General features: G+C 41.5%; 14 protein-coding genes and 1 tRNA gene. 14 read left to right on the top strand and 1 reads right to left on the bottom strand.

The annotated features are described in order from the left end of the window. The first annotated feature begins 28 nt into the window (after positions 1–28). The 11 genes from tuf to BC751_RS00745 all read left to right on the top strand — a co-directional run bounded on the left by tuf (position 29) and on the right by BC751_RS00745 (position 13089). Positions 29–1216 (top strand): elongation factor Tu, encoded by a 1188-nt coding sequence (gene tuf, locus BC751_RS00795; protein WP_130273881.1) that lies wholly within the window; start codon positions 29–31, stop codon positions 1214–1216. Between the two features lie 110 nt (positions 1217–1326). After that, positions 1327–1397 (top strand) — tRNA-Trp (locus BC751_RS00790). An 18-nt stretch (positions 1398–1415) separates the two neighbouring features. Beyond that, a complete protein-coding gene (gene secE, locus BC751_RS00785; protein WP_130273880.1) occupies positions 1416–1604 on the top strand; it encodes a preprotein translocase subunit SecE in 189 nt (62 codons plus the stop codon). 17 nt (positions 1605–1621) lie between these two features. Continuing rightward, positions 1622–2179: a transcription termination/antitermination protein NusG gene (nusG, locus tag BC751_RS00780; protein ID WP_106566656.1), complete on the top strand. Its 558-nt coding sequence runs from the start codon at positions 1622–1624 to the stop codon at positions 2177–2179. A 3-nt stretch (positions 2180–2182) separates the two neighbouring features. Further along, on the top strand, positions 2183–2626 hold the full coding sequence (gene rplK, locus BC751_RS00775; RefSeq protein ID WP_130273879.1) for a 50S ribosomal protein L11: 444 nt from the start codon (positions 2183–2185) through the stop codon (positions 2624–2626). A 10-nt stretch (positions 2627–2636) separates the two neighbouring features. Continuing rightward, positions 2637–3335, top strand: coding sequence for a 50S ribosomal protein L1 (gene rplA / locus BC751_RS00770; RefSeq protein ID WP_130273878.1), 699 nt, complete (start codon positions 2637–2639; stop codon positions 3333–3335). Positions 3336–3337: 2 nt separating this feature from the next. After that, positions 3338–3880 carry a 50S ribosomal protein L10 gene (rplJ, locus tag BC751_RS00765; protein WP_130273877.1) on the top strand — a complete coding sequence of 181 codons (543 nt, stop codon included), beginning with the start codon at positions 3338–3340 and terminating at the stop codon, positions 3878–3880. A 42-nt stretch (positions 3881–3922) separates the two neighbouring features. After that, positions 3923–4309, top strand: a complete 387-nt coding sequence (gene rplL, locus BC751_RS00760) for a 50S ribosomal protein L7/L12 (RefSeq protein ID WP_130273876.1) — start codon at positions 3923–3925, stop codon at positions 4307–4309. 157 nt (positions 4310–4466) lie between these two features. After that, the gene (gene rpoB / locus BC751_RS00755) at positions 4467–8342 is read left to right on the top strand and encodes a DNA-directed RNA polymerase subunit beta (RefSeq protein ID WP_130273875.1); all 3876 of its coding nucleotides are present in this window, start codon (positions 4467–4469) and stop codon (positions 8340–8342) included. Between the two features lie 47 nt (positions 8343–8389). Continuing rightward, positions 8390–12700, top strand: coding sequence for a DNA-directed RNA polymerase subunit beta' (rpoC, locus tag BC751_RS00750; protein ID WP_130273874.1), 4311 nt, complete (start codon positions 8390–8392; stop codon positions 12698–12700). 65 nt (positions 12701–12765) lie between these two features. Then, positions 12766–13089 carry a DUF3467 domain-containing protein gene (locus BC751_RS00745; protein WP_130273873.1) on the top strand — a complete coding sequence of 108 codons (324 nt, stop codon included), beginning with the start codon at positions 12766–12768 and terminating at the stop codon, positions 13087–13089. Positions 13090–13102: 13 nt separating this feature from the next. Here the strand turns inward: BC751_RS00745 and BC751_RS00740 are convergent, their stop codons facing one another. Next, positions 13103–14092, bottom strand: a complete 990-nt coding sequence (locus BC751_RS00740; protein WP_130273872.1) for a hypothetical protein — start codon at positions 14090–14092, stop codon at positions 13103–13105. Between the two features lie 529 nt (positions 14093–14621). Here BC751_RS00740 and rpsL point away from each other — a divergent pair. From rpsL to fusA, 3 genes are read left to right on the top strand one after another with little or no spacing between them, the layout of a single operon-like run. After that, positions 14622–15026, top strand: coding sequence for a 30S ribosomal protein S12 (gene rpsL / locus BC751_RS00735; protein WP_106566647.1), 405 nt, complete (start codon positions 14622–14624; stop codon positions 15024–15026). A gap of 19 nt (positions 15027–15045) precedes the next feature. Continuing rightward, positions 15046–15513, top strand: coding sequence for a 30S ribosomal protein S7 (gene rpsG, locus BC751_RS00730; RefSeq protein WP_106566646.1), 468 nt, complete (start codon positions 15046–15048; stop codon positions 15511–15513). Between the two features lie 6 nt (positions 15514–15519). After that, entirely contained in the window at positions 15520–17637 is a 2118-nt protein-coding gene (gene fusA, locus BC751_RS00725; RefSeq protein WP_130273871.1) for an elongation factor G, read from the top strand. Positions 17638–17650 lie beyond the last annotated feature (13 nt).

Raw genomic sequence — 17650 nt, 5'->3', positions numbered from 1 at the left:
CTTTAACTAAAACAGAGGATTTTCACGCATGGCAAAAGCAACCTTTGACCGTTCCAAACCGCACGTAAATATCGGTACGATTGGTCACGTAGACCATGGAAAGACTACTTTGACTGCTGCCATCACTGCAGTATTGGCTAAGCAAGGTCTTTCTGAAATGAGAGATTTCTCTTCTATCGACAACGCTCCAGAAGAAAAAGAAAGAGGTATCACCATCAACACTTCTCACGTAGAGTATCAAACTGCTAACAGACACTATGCCCACGTTGACTGTCCAGGTCACGCTGACTACGTGAAGAACATGGTTACAGGTGCTGCTCAGATGGACGGCGCTATCCTTGTAGTTGCTGCTACTGACGGACCTATGCCACAAACTAGAGAGCACATCCTTCTTGCCCGTCAGGTAGGTGTTCCTGCTCTTGTAGTGTTCTTGAATAAAGTGGACATGGTTGATGATCCTGAACTTCTTGAACTTGTTGAAATGGAAGTAAGAGAACTGCTTTCTTTCTATGAGTTTGATGGAGACAACATTCCAGTGATTGCTGGTTCTGCTCTTGGTGCACTTAACGGTGAGCCTAAGTGGGAAGAAACAGTTATCAAATTGATGGAAGCTGTTGACAACTACATTCCGCTTCCTGAGCGTTTGATCGACAAAGATTTCTTGATGCCAGTTGAAGACGTATTCTCTATCACTGGACGTGGTACTGTTGCTACTGGTAGAATCGAAAGAGGTATCATCAACTCTGGTGATCCTGTAGATATCATTGGTATGGGTGCTCAAGGTTTGAAATCTACTGTTACTGGTGTGGAAATGTTCCGTAAGATCCTTGACAGAGGTGAAGCTGGTGACAACGTTGGATTGTTGTTGAGAGGTATCGAGAAGTCTCAGATCAGAAGAGGTATGATTATCTGTAAGCCTGGTTCTGTAACTCCTCACGCACACTTCAAAGCTGAAGTTTACGTATTGTCTAAAGAAGAAGGTGGACGTCACACTCCATTCTTCAACAAGTACCGTCCTCAGTTCTATTTGAGAACTACTGACGTAACTGGCGAAATCAAACTTCCTGAGAATGTGGAAATGGTTATGCCAGGTGACAACGTAACTATTGAAGTGACCTTGTTGAACGCAGTTGCTTTGGAAAAAGGTCTACGTTTCGCTATCCGTGAGGGTGGTAGAACAGTAGGTGCCGGTCAGGTAACTGAAATTCTTGACTAATCATTGAGATACATATAAATCCAGATGCGATCCTGATTTTTTTGGGATCGCATTTGTTTCTTAATCCTTATCTAGCTACCTTTGCGTTCCTTTTGGGAACCAAATATTCTACGGGCATAGTTCAATGGCAGAATAGCGGTCTCCAAAACCGTTGATGGGAGTTCGAATCTCTCTGCCCGTGCAAATAATGAAGTGAACCATGAATATTAAAAGTTTTGTCATCGAATCCATTGACGAAATGAAGAACAAGGTTACTTGGCCTTCTTATTCGTTTTTACAAAACAGTGCCGTGTTGGTCATTGTGGCTTCTCTGATCTTCGCACTAGTAATTGGTGTGATTGATCTTGGGTTCGAGAATCTGATGAAGTGGTTTTACGATCTGTTCTAATCGAATTATAATTACTGATGGCTGAACATAAGTGGTACGTACTTAGGGTGGTGGCTGGACAAGAAAAGAAGACCAAGTCTTACTTGGACAATGAAATTGTCAGGGCCAAGCTTCAGGAATACATTCCTGAAGTATTGATTCCATCCGAAAAGGTTTACGAAATGCGCAATGGCAAAAAAAGAGTGAGGGAAAGAAATTTTTTCCCAGGCTATGTTTTGGTCAATGCGGATTTGAGCCACGGTGAGGCCAATCACGTAATTACAAGTATCCCGGGTGTGATCGGTTTCTTAGGTTCAAACCAAGGGGGAGCTTCCAAAACCCCTGAACCATTACGACAGTCTGAAGTCAACAGGATCTTAGGTCGTGTTGAAGAGATTGATGAGTTTGCGGAGAAACTCGATACGCCATTTATAGTCGGAGAGACCGTAAAAGTAATGGACGGTCCCTTTAGTGGTTTCTCGGGGACAATAGAAGAGGTGTTTGAAGACAAAAAGAAACTGAACGTAATGGTTAAGATCTTTGGTCGGAATACGCCTGTTGAATTAAACTTTATACAAGTAGAAAAACAAGATTAAGAAATGGCTAAGGAAATCACTGGTTATGTGAAATTACAAGTGAAAGGTGGCCAGGCAAACCCATCGCCTCCAGTAGGTCCAGCTCTTGGTTCCAAGGGTCTGAACATTATGGAGTTCTGTAAGCAGTTTAATGCCCGTACCCAAGATAAAATGGGACAGGTATTGCCTGTTTTGATTACTGTTTTCTCTGATAAGTCTTTCGAATTCGTAGTAAAAACTCCTCCGGCTGCAAACATGCTATTGGAAGCTGCGAAAGTGAAAGGTGGATCAGCAGAACCTAACAGGAAAAAAGTAGGTTCCGTTACCTGGGATCAGGTAAGGGAGATTGCTCAGGTTAAAATGCCTGACTTGAACGCTTTCAAAGTGGAATCTGCCATGAAAATGATTGCAGGTACCGCAAGAAGTATGGGTATCACTGTTTCTGGTAAAGCTCCTTGGGAGGAATAATCAAAATACTATGGCTAAGTTAACAAAAAAGCAAAAAGAAGCTCTTTCTAAGTACGACCCAAGCCAGCAGTACTCCCTAGAAGAAGCTTCTTCCATTGTAAAAGAAATCACCAATGTAAAATTTGATGCTTCTGTAGACATCGATGTACGCTTGGGCGTGGATCCTAGAAAAGCAGATCAAATGGTGAGAGGTGTAGTGGCACTTCCTCATGGTACCGGTAAGGACGTGAGGGTATTGGTACTTTGTACACCTGACAAAGAAGAAGAAGCTAAGGAAGCTGGTGCAGACTATGTGGGTCTTGACGATTATATTGCCAAAATTGAAGGCGGTTGGACAGATGTCGATGTGATCATCACCATGCCTAATGTAATGGCGAAAGTTGGTAGACTAGGTAGAGTTTTGGGTCCTAGAGGTTTGATGCCAAACCCTAAGTCCGGAACTGTTACTTTGGAAGTAGGTAAAGCAGTTAAGGAGGTGAAAGCCGGTAAAATCGACTTCAAAGTTGATAAATTCGGTATCATCCATGCAGGTATTGGTAAAGTATCTTTTACCCCTGAGCAAATTCAGGATAACGTAAAAGAACTGATCAATACTATCGCTAAGTTGAAACCTGCTTCTTCTAAAGGTACATATTTCAAGAGCATTCACCTATCCAGTACAATGTCTCCTGGAGTGAAAGTAGATAAAGGAAGTATTCAAGGTATTTAATCATGACTAGAGAAGAAAAAGCACAAATAATCGAAAGTCTTACCGAGAAGTTCAAAGAAAATCCATACTTCTATATCACAGATGCTTCTGGATTCACAGTAGCTGAGGTAAATGCTTTCAGAAGAACATGTTTCGAGAGAGGTGTAGAGTACAAAGTGTATAAAAACACCCTGATTGCGAAAGCTTTGGAGACCCTTGACGGTGACTACAAAGGTTTTGCAGACAAAACTTTGAAAGGATTCTCCGGTATCATTTTCTCTAAAGAAATCGGTAACCTTCCAGCAAAAGTATTGCTGGATTTCAGAAAAAAACAAGGTAAAAAAGAGTATAGACCGGTTTTCAAAGGTGCTTACATCGATTCAGATGTTTTCATTGGTGAAGCGAACCTTGAAATGTTGTCTACGCTTAAATCTAAGCAGGAATTGCTTGGCGATCTACTTGGATTGCTTCAGTCCCCTGCTAAAAACCTTCTGGCAGCTCTTCAAAGCGGTCAAAACAACATCACTGGTGTATTGAAGACCCTTGCTGACAGAGAAGAAAAATAAGTTTATCAAATCATTCAAAAAACAAATTAAATAAGAAATAAAATGGCAGATCTTACACAACTTGCAGAACAGTTGGTTAACTTGACTGTAAAAGAAGTTAAAGAATTGACAGATATCCTTAAAGATCAGTATGGTATTGAGCCTGCTGCAGCTGGCGCCGTAATGGTAGCTGCTGCTGGTGGAGCCGGTGCTAGTGAAGCTGCTGCTGAAGAAGAAAAAACTTCTTTCGACGTAATTTTGAAATCTGCTGGTGCTCAGAAACTAGCTGTTGTGAAGCTTGTTAAAGAATTGACTGGTCTTGGCTTGAAAGAAGCAAAAGAACTAGTTGATGGAGCTCCTAAAGCAGTGAAAGAAGGTATCGCTAAAGATGAGGCTGACGCATTGAAGAAGTCTCTTGAAGAAGCTGGTGCTGAAGTAGAAATTAAGTAATTTGAATAACCTATCCTTCCTTTAGGATATGGTTATACGAACAGACCTGACTGAATAGTCAGGTCTTTTCCTGTTTGTGCTCAGGTATAAAATTGCACTATTTCAAGCGAAAATTGTCGCTTTTGGTTATTTATTTTCACTAAAAACATATACTGCCTTGGCTATCCAGAATCAAACCGTAAGGAAAAGTTTCTCATCAATAAAGGTAGTCAAAGACTATCCGGATTTCTTAGATATCCAATTACAATCTTTTAAAGACTTTTTTCAGTTGGACACTCCTGCTGAAAAAAGAAGACAGGATGGTCTTTTCAAGGTGTTTTCTGAAAACTTCCCTATTTCTGACTCCAGGGAAAATTTCACCCTTGAATTTATTGACTATACAGTAGATCCTCCAAAATACAGCGTAGAAGAATGTATTGACAGGGGATTGACTTATTCGGTGCCGCTAAAAGCAAAGCTAAGATTGCTTTGTCATGATGAGGACAATGAGGATTTTGAAACCATCGAACAGGAGGTATTCTTAGGAAACCTTCCTTACATGACGGAAAAAGGCTCCTTTGTCATCAATGGTGCTGAAAGGGTAATCGTTTCCCAACTTCACAGATCTCCTGGTGTTTTCTTTGCCCAAAGTAAACACACCAACGGTACCAAGTTATATTCTGCCAGAATTATTCCTTTCAAAGGTAGCTGGATAGAATTTGCTACTGACATCAACAATGTCATGTATGCTTACATTGACCGTAAGAAGAAGTTTCCGGTTACTACCCTGTTGAGAGCTATAGGATTTGGTTCTGATAAAGAAATCCTGGACCTATTCGGGCTTTCAGAAGAAATTGAGGCAACCAAAAACAACCTCAAAAAAGTATCCGGAAGAAGGCTTGCTGCCCGTGTATTAAGAACCTGGGTGGAAGATTTCGTGGATGAGGATACCGGAGAGGTGGTTTCTATTGATAGAAATGAAGTTTTGTTGGAAAGGGATTCCGTTCTGACAGATGAAGATATTGAATTGATCCTTGATTCAGGCACTAAATCCATCATTCTCCATAGAGAAGATGTGAATGTGGCTGATTTCTCTATTATTTATAATACCCTGCAAAAAGATAACTCCAACTCTGAAAAAGAAGCTGTGGAGGTAATCTATCGTCAGTTGAGAAATACTGAGGCTCCCGATGAGGCTACTGCCCGTGAGGTGATCCATGGCCTATTCTTCTCTGATAAGCGTTACGATCTGGGTGAAGTAGGTAGATATAGGATCAATAAAAAATTGGGTCTTGATATAGATCCTCAAAAAATCGTTTTGACTACTGAAGATATTATCAGTATCGTGAAATATCTGATCGGTTTGATCAACTCGAAAGCGGTAGTGGATGATATCGATCACCTTTCCAACAGAAGGGTAAGAACAGTAGGTGAGCAACTTTACAGCCAATTCGGTGTCGGTCTTGCAAGAATGGCAAGAACCATCAGAGAAAGAATGAACGTCAGGGACAATGAGGACTTTAAACCTGTGGACCTTATCAATGCCCGTACGCTTTCTTCTGTGATCAACTCCTTCTTTGGCACCAATCAGCTTTCTCAGTTTATGGATCAGACCAACCCTCTTGCTGAATTGACGCACAAGAGAAGGCTGTCTGCCTTGGGACCAGGTGGTCTTTCCAGAGAGAGGGCAGGATTTGAAGTAAGGGACGTTCATTACACACATTACGGCCGTCTTTGTACGATCGAAACACCGGAAGGTCCAAACATTGGTCTGATCTCTTCACTTTGTGTTCATGCCAAGGTGAACTCTATGGGCTTCTTGGAAACTCCTTACAGAAAAGTAAAGGACGGAAAAGTAAGTATGGATCCTTCTGATATTGTTTTCCTTACTGCTGAGGAAGAGGATGACAATAACATCGCACAGGCAAATGCGCCTTTGGACGATGAAGGTAACTTTATCAACGAAAAGGTAAAAGCTAGATTTGAAGGTGACTTCCCTGTTTTGGAACCTAAAGAAATCAGCTACATGGACGTTGCGCCAAATCAGATTGTATCGGTAGCTGCTTCTTTGATTCCTTTCTTGGAGCATGATGATGCCAACCGGGCATTGATGGGATCCAACATGCAGCGTCAGGCTGTTCCATTGTTGAGGCCTGAGGCTCCGATAGTAGGTACTGGTTTGGAAGCTAAAGCCGCGACTGATTCCAGAGCACTTATCCTTGCGGAAGCTGATGGTGTAGTAGAATATGTAGATGCCAACAAGATTACCATCAAATATGATCTTTCTGATGATGAATTGTTGGTGAATTTCAGTGATCAGTACAAAACTTATAACCTGATCAAGTTCAGAAGGACCAACCAAGATACTACGATCAACCTTTCTCCTTTGGTGTTGAAAGGTGACAGGGTAACCAAAGGCCAGGTTTTGGTCGAAGGTTATTCCACAAACAAAGGTGAACTTGCCTTGGGTAAAAACCTTAGAGTTGCGTACATGCCTTGGCAAGGTTACAACTTCGAGGACGCCATTGTAATTTCTGAAAGGGTAGTAAGAGAAGATATCTTCACTTCCATCCATATTGAGGAATTCCAGCTTGAGGTGAGGGATACCAAGAGAGGTGAAGAAGAACTGACTTCAGAAATCCCTAACGTATCTGAAGAAGCAGTGAAAAACCTGGATGAAAATGGTATCATCCGAGTGGGTGCTGAGGTAAAAGAAGGAGACATCATTATCGGTAAAATCACTCCTAAAGGAGAAACTGACCCTACTCCTGAAGAGAAGCTGTTGAGGGCAATCTTCGGTGACAAGGCGGGAGATGTAAAAGATGCTTCCCTTAAGGCTTCCCCTTCTTTGAACGGTGTGGTAATCGAAACCAAATTGTTCTCCAGGCCTAAAAAAGATAAAGACCTAAGGGCGAAGTCTAAAGCAGAGGTTGAGAAGTTGAAGTCTCAGTACTCTAAAGATCTACTGGGCATCCGTGCCAAAATGATCAACAAATTGGTGACTTTACTGGACGGTAAGACTTCTCAGGGAGTAAAACACAAATTTGGTGATGAAATCATCAGCAAAGGGGTGAAGTTCAACGCTAAAAATATTGAGCAGAACCTATTCCCATCCAAAAACCCATACAGGGATGAGTCCAACTACAATGTACCTGAAGAGGCTAACTTGATTTCGGACATCATTTTGGATGATTGGACAGAAGATGCACATACCAACAAGCTTATCCAGCAATTGGTTAAGAATTATGTGAATGCAAGAAATGAAATCTCCGGAAGATTCAAGAGAGACAAGTTCACACTTGAAGTTGGAGATGAATTACCTGCAGGTATTGTTCAGCTGGCCAAGGTTTATATCGCTAAAAAGCGTAAACTGAAAGTAGGGGATAAGATGGCAGGTCGTCACGGTAACAAAGGTATTGTGGCGAGAATCGTAAGGGATGAAGACATGCCATTCTTGGAAGACGGTACTCCAATGGATATCGTTTTGAACCCGCTGGGTGTACCTTCCAGGATGAACATCGGTCAGATCTATGAAACAGTGTTGGCTTGGGCCGGATTTAAACTGGGTAGGAAATACGCTACTCCGATTTTCGATGGTGCTACTATGGAAGAGGTATCAGCAGAATTGGAAGAAGCAGGTTTGCCAGCTTACGGAAGAACGTATCTTTATGATGGTTTGACCGGTAAGAAGTTTGACCAGCCGGTGACAGTAGGTATTGCTTACATGTTGAAACTGGGCCACTTGGTTGATGACAAGATGCACGCAAGGTCCATCGGTCCATACTCATTGATTACACAGCAGCCATTGGGAGGTAAAGCCCAATTCGGTGGTCAGCGTTTTGGAGAGATGGAGGTATGGGCACTGGAAGCATTTGGTGCATCCCATGTACTTCAGGAAATCCTGACTGTGAAATCTGACGATGTGGTAGGTAGGGCTAAAGCCTATGAGGCCATCGTGAAAGGAGAAAACCTTCCGAAACCAAATATTCCGGAATCCTTCAATGTATTGGTGCATGAGCTTAGAGGTCTTGCTCTAGAAATTACCCTTGACTAATTTTAAATGAATGGGCCGTAAGGCCCTTAACATACCCTTCAACAATTATGGCGTTCAGAAAAAATAAAAAACTAAACAACGACTTTTCCAGAGTCACTATTAGTTTGGCTTCTCCAGAATCAATTCTGGATAGCTCTCATGGTGAAGTAACGCAGCCGGAAACCATTAACTACAGAACCTATAAGCCTGAAATGGGCGGATTGTTCTGTGAGAGGATTTTCGGACCTGTCAAAGACTGGGAGTGTCATTGTGGTAAATACAAGCGCATAAGATATAAAGGCATCATTTGTGACCGATGTGGTGTTGAGGTGACTGAGAAGAAAGTAAGAAGAGAACGTATGGGACACATCGAGCTGGTTGTTCCTGTTGCGCATATCTGGTACTTTAAGTCCCTCCCAAACAAAATCGGTTACCTGCTTGGTCTTCCTACCAAGAAACTGGATCAAATCGTATACTATGAAAGATATGTGGTGGTTCAGGCTGGTATCAAAGCAGAAGATGGGGTTCAGTATCTAGACTTTTTGACTGAAGATGAGTATTTGGATATCATGGACAAGCTTCCAAAGGATAACCAGATGCTGGATGATGATGATCCAAACAAGTTCATTGCCAAAATGGGTGCGGAAGCAGTAGAAATGCTTTTGGCAAGATTGGATTTGGATGACCTTTCCTACAGCTTGAGACATCAGGCTGCTACCGATACTTCTCAGCAAAGAAAAGCTGAAGCTTTGAAGCGTCTGAAAGTGGTAGAAGCATTCAGGGATGCCAGAACCAGAATTGAAAACCGTCCTGAGTGGATGGTGGTCAGAATGGTTCCTGTGATTCCACCGGAATTGAGACCATTGGTTCCTTTGGATGGTGGTAGATTTGCTACTTCCGATCTAAATGACTTATACAGAAGAGTAATCATCAGAAACAACCGTCTGAAGAGATTGATCGATATCAAAGCGCCTGAGGTGATTTTGAGAAACGAAAAAAGGATGCTCCAAGAGGCAGTTGACTCTTTGTTTGATAACTCCAGAAAAGTAAATGCGGTAAGATCGGATGGTAACCGTGCCCTTAAATCCCTTTCTGATATGTTGAAAGGTAAGCAGGGTCGTTTCCGTCAAAACCTTTTGGGTAAAAGGGTGGACTACTCCGGTCGTTCGGTAATCGTAGTCGGTCCTGAACTGAAACTGCATGAGTGCGGTCTCCCTAAAAATATGGCTGCTGAGCTTTTCAAACCATTCATCATCAGGAAGCTGATCGAAAGAGGTATTGTAAAGACAGTTAAATCCGCCAAAAAAATCGTCGATAGAAAAGATCCTGTGGTGTGGGATATCCTGGAAAACGTATTGAAAGGACATCCTGTATTGCTTAACCGTGCCCCAACATTGCACAGATTGGGTATTCAGGCATTCCAACCTAAACTGATCGAAGGTAAAGCGATCCAATTGCATCCATTGGTGTGTACAGCGTTCAACGCTGACTTTGATGGTGACCAGATGGCGGTACACGTACCACTTGGACACGAGGCTATTTTGGAGGCGTCCACTTTGATGCTTTCCTCACACAATATCCTTAACCCTGCCAATGGCGCTCCTATTACTGTACCTTCCCAAGACATGGTTTTGGGTCTGTACTATGTGACAAAAGGTAAAAAATCCACTCCTGAGGAGCCGGTTGCCGGTGAAGGGATGACTTTCTACGGAGAAGAAGAAGTGATTATCGCACTGAACGAAGGACAAATCTCCAAGCATGCCCTGATCAAATGTAAAGTGAAGGTCAGAAATGAAGATGGTTCTTTGGAAGAAAAGATAATCGATACTGTAGCAGGTAGGTTGATTTTCAATCAGTTCGTCCCTGAAGAAGTAGGATTTGTAAACGAATTGTTAACCAAGAAAAAACTACAGCAGATCATTTCTGAAGTAGTAAAAATATGTGGTGTGGCCCGAACTGCCCAGTTCCTGGATGATATCAAGCATCTGGGTTTCCAGATGGCTTATCAAGGTGGACTTTCCATGGGTCTGAATGACGTTATCATTCCGGAGGAAAAAGATCAATTGATCACTAAAGCCAAGGAAGAAGTAGATCAGGTATGGAACAACTACTTGATGGGTCTGATCACGGACAATGAAAGATATAACCAGGTAATTGATATTTGGACCAGGACGAATTCCAACCTGACCAATATCCTAATGAAGAAGATGGAGGAAGACAAGCAAGGCTTCAATGCCATCTTCATGATGATGCACTCCGGAGCGAGAGGTTCCAGAGAGCAGATCCGTCAGTTGGGCGGTATGAGGGGGCTGATGGCCAAGCCTCAGAAAAACCTTCAAGGTTCGGTGGGTGAGATCATCGAAAACCCAATCCTTTCCAACTTCAAAGAAGGTCTTGACGTATTGGAGTACTTCATCTCTACACACGGTGCTCGTAAAGGTCTTGCGGATACAGCGTTGAAAACGGCAGATGCCGGTTATTTGACCCGTCGTTTGGTAGATGTAGCCCAAGATATGATCATTTCTGAGGAAGATTGCGGTACTTTGAGAGGTTTGGTGGTGTCTGCTTTGAAAGATAATGATGAAGTAGTGGAACCTTTATCCGAAAGAATTTTAGGTAGAGTTTCGGTACACGACGTTTATGATCCTGTAACAGAAGAGTTGCTCATCCCAGCAGGTATAGAAATCACAGAAGATATTGCAAAGCGTGTGGACGAGTCTTCTGTAGAAGAGGTGGAAATCCGTTCAGTTCTTACCTGTGAAACTAGAAGAGGAGTCTGTGCGAAATGTTATGGACGTAACCTTGCAACAGGTAGAATGGTTCAATCCGGCGAAGCCGTTGGTGTAATCGCAGCCCAGTCAATCGGGGAACCAGGTACTCAGCTTACATTGAGAACATTCCACGTGGGGGGTACAGCTTCTAATATTTCCGTTGAAGCGAGCATCAACGCCAAGTTTGAAGGTGTGGTTGAATTTGAAGAGGAATTGAGATGGATAGAGACTACCAACAAAGAAGGTCAGGCTGTTTCTATCGTTATGGGCAGGTCCGGTGAAATCAGAATCAACGATCCAAAATCAGGCAAGACCTTGGTGGCAAACCACGTACCTTATGGTGCAGTCCTGAATGTAAAAGATGGACAAAAAGTATCCAAAGGAGATTCCTTGTGTACTTGGGATCCATACAATGCGGTGATTCTTTCTGAGTATGATGGAACTGTGGAGTTTGAAGCAATCATTGAAGGCATTACTTATAAAGAAGTGGCCGATGATCAGACAGGCTTCAGAGAGAAAGTGATCATCGATACCAAGGATAAAACCAAAAACCCTGCTGTAGTAGTAAATTATGGAGATGAGTCCAAAGCTTATAATATTCCTGTAGGTGCTCACTTGGCTGTAGAGGCAGGTGAAAAAGTGAAAGCTGGTCAAATCCTTGTGAAAATTCCTAGATCAGTAGGTAAGACTAGAGATATCACCGGTGGTCTTCCAAGGGTTACCGAATTGTTTGAGGCCAGAAACCCATCCAACCCGGCTGTAGTTTCCGAAATCGACGGTGTGGTGACTTATGGAGGTATCAAGCGTGGTAACAGGGAGATCTTCATCGAATCCAGAGATGGTGTAAAGAAAAGATACATGGTTTCTCTTTCCAAACATATCCTTGTTCAGGAGAATGACTTCATCAGAGCGGGTGAGCCGCTTTCAGATGGTGCCATTACTCCAAGCGATATCTTGGCTATCAAAGGACCTACTGCTGTTCAGGAATATTTGGTGAATGAAATACAGGAAGTTTACCGACTTCAGGGTGTAAAAATCAACGATAAGCATATCGAGGTGATCGTAAGCCAGATGATGCAGAAGGTTGAAATCCTTGAGCCAGGAGATACCAACTTCCTTCAGGGACAAATTGTAGATAAGTGGGCGTTCAGAGAAGAAAACGACAATATCCTTGATAAGAAAGTTGTCATGGACGCAGGCGATTCTACTACTTTGAAGCCAGGTATGATCATTACCGCAAGAAGGCTTAGAGACGAGAACTCCAGTCTGAAGCGTAAAGATTTGAAACTTGTTCAGGTAAGAGATGCCGAGACAGCCGTTTCCCAGCCAACACTACAAGGTATTACTGCCGCTTCTTTGGGAACTGAAAGCTTTATTTCTGCAGCTTCCTTCCAGGAGACTACCAAGGTCTTGAGTGAAGCTGCCATCAGAGGTAAGCGTGACGAGTTGTTGGGTCTGAAGGAAAACGTGATCGTAGGTCACTTGATCCCTGCAGGTACCGGACAAAGGAAGTTCCAAAAAATAATTGTAGGCTCTAAGGAGGAATATGATAAAATGTCTTTAGAAAAAGACAGGTCGATCAGAAAGTCCAAAGAGGCTGTTAAATAATCAAAGATCATTTGTAAACCTAAAAGGCCTGTAATCAAATACAGGCCTTTTTTAATCAAAATTTTATGGAAGACGGAAACAATAATCTTCAAAATCAGCAGATTAATGTGGAATTATCCGAGGAGGTATCTGAAGGTATATATTCCAATTTGGCTATGATTGCCCATTCCAATTCGGAATTTGTCATTGATTTTATCCGCTTGATGCCGGGAGTGCCTAAGGCGAAAGTAAAGTCCAGAATTATCATGACCCCTGATCATGCCAAGAGGCTTTTGGCGGCCTTAAAAGACAATATTGCAAAATATGAGCAGTCTTTTGGTAAGATTCAGGGTGGTATGGAAGGTCCAAATTTCCCAATGAATTTTGGTGGGGGCTTTGGTGAGGCATAATCTATGCCTCACTTTATTTCAGTTCAAAAATATGAATGTCGCTAGTCTGCAATTCAAATGCTGCAATTTTGTCGGGTGGAATTATGCATATTTTTGAATAGTAGCTGTTTATCTCACCGATAGTATAAATTGTTTCTAATCTTATCTTTTCATTTTGATGAATATTGAAAACAATAATTTGCCTTGGATTAGGTCTCTCCTCTGGTTTTCTGTTGTAAATTAATATGAATAATTTGTCATCATAGAATTTACAATCTGAAACAATATCGATGGTGCTGTTTGTTGTCGTTTTGTAAAAATTGTAAATATTTTCCTTGACAGATTTCAAATTTATTTCCTCTAAAATGTTTGTACTATAGGATAAGTTTAAATCTGAATCATAAATTGTTATTTCACCTGTTGTAGGTAAAACCGTAATGAACCCCTTTTTTAAAGGGAAAATATAACCTTTGCTGTTATAAATTTCTTGAAATTTGTTGAATGAAACGTTGGTTAATTCTCCAAACCTTTTTATTTCATGTGAGTATTGATCATGGATAATAAATTGACCTTGAAGATCATCTAGTAAAATTGAGTAGACTAATTTATTGTCTAGCTGAGTAAAATTCAAAAGCTCAGAATTCACCTTTAAAGATAAATTTTCAATAAATTTCCCTTCATTGGTGTAAAAATCTATTCTTTGTTTGCCTGAATTGTAGACAGCTATTTTGTTGTCAATAGGGATTGAAAATGTAGGATAGCTTACCCCAGAATCCTCGTTCGAATCATCAATTATTAGGTATTTCGAAAAGTCTCTATTTAAAATTAATAATCTGCTATAGTCATATTCAGTTATATAGAAGGTATCATTGACAAACTCAATCGAACTGAGTGAGGAGAGGAAGTAATCAAGATCATAGTCTGAAAATTTTTCTGTGGGTAATAATTGAATTTTTTCAGTTTGAACTTTTGAACATCCTAAAATAAATAATAATATAGTCAGATGACTAATAAATTTGATCATAAACAATTGATTTTTTGTAATCTGCCTTGAAAATTTCAAGGCAGATTATTTAATGATAATTATGGAGTTGGTTGACCATAACAATAACTTGTAACCCCATCACATTTTACCCAAGGATTTGATACCTCAGGCCTAGATCCAGTACAAGATGTACCATTGCATGAAAGTGAACCGGCACTGCCGCAATACCTAGTTGCAGTACAACCTGCTTGTGAAATTAATGGGATTGAGACCCATAGAGAAAATGTTAGCAGGCCAAATAAGATTAAATTTTTCATAAAATGTTGTTTTTTTAGTAACAATCTTTTTCCGGTAGATTTTTCACCGTTACCTTTCAACTCATCGATGCTTAGAATGATAGTTAAAACTATTTTTTTCTTTGATTTTCAAAATATTTCTAACTTTTTTTTTCGACAACAATATATTCAATAAAATACAACAGCTTAATTTTGTTTGTTTTATCGATTTCCCTACCTTTGCAGTCCAAAATTCACAAGTTTAAAGGAAGTATTTATAAATCTATCAGTTAATGCCTACTATACAACAGTTAGTAAGAAAAGGTAGAACCACATTGGAGACCAAATCCAAGTCAAGAGCTTTGGATGCATGTCCTCAAAGACGTGGTGTATGTACCAGGGTGTACACTACCACCCCTAAGAAGCCTAACTCAGCGATGAGAAAAGTGGCCAGGGTAAGATTGACGAATGGTAAAGAGGTGAACGCTTACATTCCAGGTGAGGGTCACAATCTACAGGAGCACTCTATCGTATTGATCAGAGGTGGTCGTGTGAAGGACCTTCCAGGTGTACGTTACCACATTATCAGAGGTGCACTTGATACTGCAGGAGTAAAAGACCGTAAGCAAGGTCGCTCTAAGTACGGTGCTAAGAGACCAAAACCAGGAGCAGCTGCTGCACCAGGTAAAAAGAAATAATTAAAAACATTACAAAGAAATGAGAAAAGCGAAACCAAAGAAGAGATATATTCTTCCTGACCCTAAGTTCAACGATACTTTGGTAACCAAGTTCGTTAACTGTCTGATGGTAGATGGTAAGAAGAGTATTGCTTACAAAATCTTCTACGATGCAATCGAGAAGGTAGAACAAAAAGTAGGTGAGAACGGTCTTGAGGTTTGGAAAAAAGCGCTTAACAATATTACTCCATCCGTAGAGGTGAAGAGTCGTAGGGTTGGTGGTGCAACGTTCCAGGTCCCAATGGAAGTTAGACCTGAAAGAAAAATGTCCCTAGGTATCAAGTGGATGATTACTTATGCCAGAAAAAGGGGTGAGAAGACCATGATGGATAGACTTGCAGGTGAAATCATCTCCGCATCCAAAGGAGAAGGCGCAGCTGTTAAAAAGAAAGATGATACCCACAGAATGGCTGAAGCAAACAAAGCATTCTCACACTTTAGATTTTAATCAGTAATGGCAAGAGATTTAAGATTCACTAGGAACATTGGTATTGCTGCACACATTGATGCAGGTAAAACAACTACCACAGAACGTATTCTTTATTATGCCGGTAAATCTCACAAAATCGGTGAGGTTCACGAAGGTGGCGCTACCATGGACTGGATGGAGCAGGAGCAGGAAAGAGGTATTACAATTACTTCCGCTGCTACTACAGTTTTTTGGAATTACAGAAACAACAAATACCAGATCAATATCATCGATACTCCTGGACACGTGGACTTTACCGTAGAGGTTAACCGTTCTTTGAGGGTATTGGACGGATTGGTATTCCTTTTCAGTGCTGTGGACGGTGTAGAGCCACAGTCTGAAACTAACTGGAGATTGGCTGATAACTATAGAGTAGCCCGTATCGGATTCGTTAACAAAATGGACCGTGCTGGTGCTAACTTCCTTGATGTTTGTAAGCAAGTGAAAGAAATGTTGGGAAGCTATGCTGTTCCTTTGCAGCTTCCTATCGGTGCCGAAGACAAATTCAAAGGTGTTGTTGATCTGATCAACAACAGGGCTATCGTATGGAATGAGCATGACCTTGGAATGACCTATGAAGTAGTTCCAATTCCTGAGGACATGGAGGAAGAAGTGGCACAGTGGAGAGAGCACCTTTTGGAAGCTGTAGCCGAGTATGATGAGTCTTTGATGGAGAAATTCTTCGAAGATCCAGATTCCATCACAGAAGCTGAAATCCTCAAGGCATTACGTGCTGCTACTATTGACATGAAAATTGTTCCAATGGTTTGCGGTTCTTCTTTCAAAAACAAAGGTGTACAGACCATGTTGGACTTGGTGATGGAACTGTTGCCATCTCCATTGGACAAAGCAGATCTGTATGCTACCAAACTTGACACAGAAGAAGAGATATTGATCGAGCCTAATTTCAATGATCCTTTCGTAGGATTGGCTTTCAAAATCGCTACTGACCCATTTGTTGGTCGTCTTTGTTTTGTAAGGGCCTACTCTGGCGTATTGGAATCCGGCTCGTATGTGTTCAATAGCCGTTCTGGCAACAAAGAGCGTATCTCTAGGGTGTTCCAGATGCACGCTAACAAGCAAAACCAAATCGAAAGATTGGAAGCTGGCGATATCGGCGCCGTGGTCGGTTTCAAAGATATCAAAACCGGTGACACGCTTTGCGATGAAAAACGTAAAGTCGTCATGGAATCCATGGTATTCCCTGAGCCAGTAATCGGTTATGCGATTGAGCCTAAGACTCAGGCAGACGTTGATAAGCTTAGTATGGCAATTTCTAAGCTTGTTGAAGAAGATCCAACCCTTCAGGTAAATACTGATCACGAGACTGGTCAGACCATCTTGAGAGGTATGGGTGAACTTCACCTTGAAATCATCATTGACCGTTTGAAGCGTGAATTTAAGGTTGAAATCAACCAAGGTGCGCCTCAGGTGGCTTACAAAGAAGCGCTTTTTGCTACAGTTGAGCACAAAGAAGTTTACAAAAAGCAGACGGGTGGTAAAGGTAAATTCGCTGATATCGTATTCGAACTAGGACCAAGAGATCCAGATCCTGAAACAGGTGAAATCAAGCCAGGTCTTGAGTTTGTTAACGCCATCGTAGGTGGTGTGATCCCTAAGGAATTTATTCCGCCTGTGCAGAAAGGTTTCCAAGAGGCTATGAAAAATGGTCCTTTGGCAGGGTACCCAATTGAATCCATGAAGGTGAAATTGTTCCATGGTTCTTACCATGATGTGGACTCCGATGCACTGTCATTTGAAATGGCTGCAAGACTTGGTTTCAAAGAAGCAGCCAAGAAGTGTAAACCACAGCTTTTGGAGCCAATCATGGCAGTAGACGTGGTAACCCCTGACGAATATACAGGTCCTATCACAGGTGATTTGAACAGAAGAAGAGGTTTGATGAAAGGTATGGATACCAAAGGTACTTCTACTGTAATCAAAGCGGCTGTTCCTTTGTCAGAATTGTTCGGTTATGTTACTGACCTTAGAACAATTTCTTCCGGTAGAGCTACTGCTTCTTTGACGTTCTCTCACTATGAGCCGGTACCTGCCAACATCGCAGAGACCGTTATCGCGAAAGTAAAAGGTGAAAAAGCCTAAATCCTGAAAGAAA

The organism is Cecembia calidifontis, from assembly GCF_004216715.1.
Taxonomy (GTDB): Bacteria; Bacteroidota; Bacteroidia; order Cytophagales; family Cyclobacteriaceae; genus Cecembia_A; species Cecembia_A calidifontis.
This window is presented reverse-complemented; position numbering and strand designations above follow the sequence as displayed.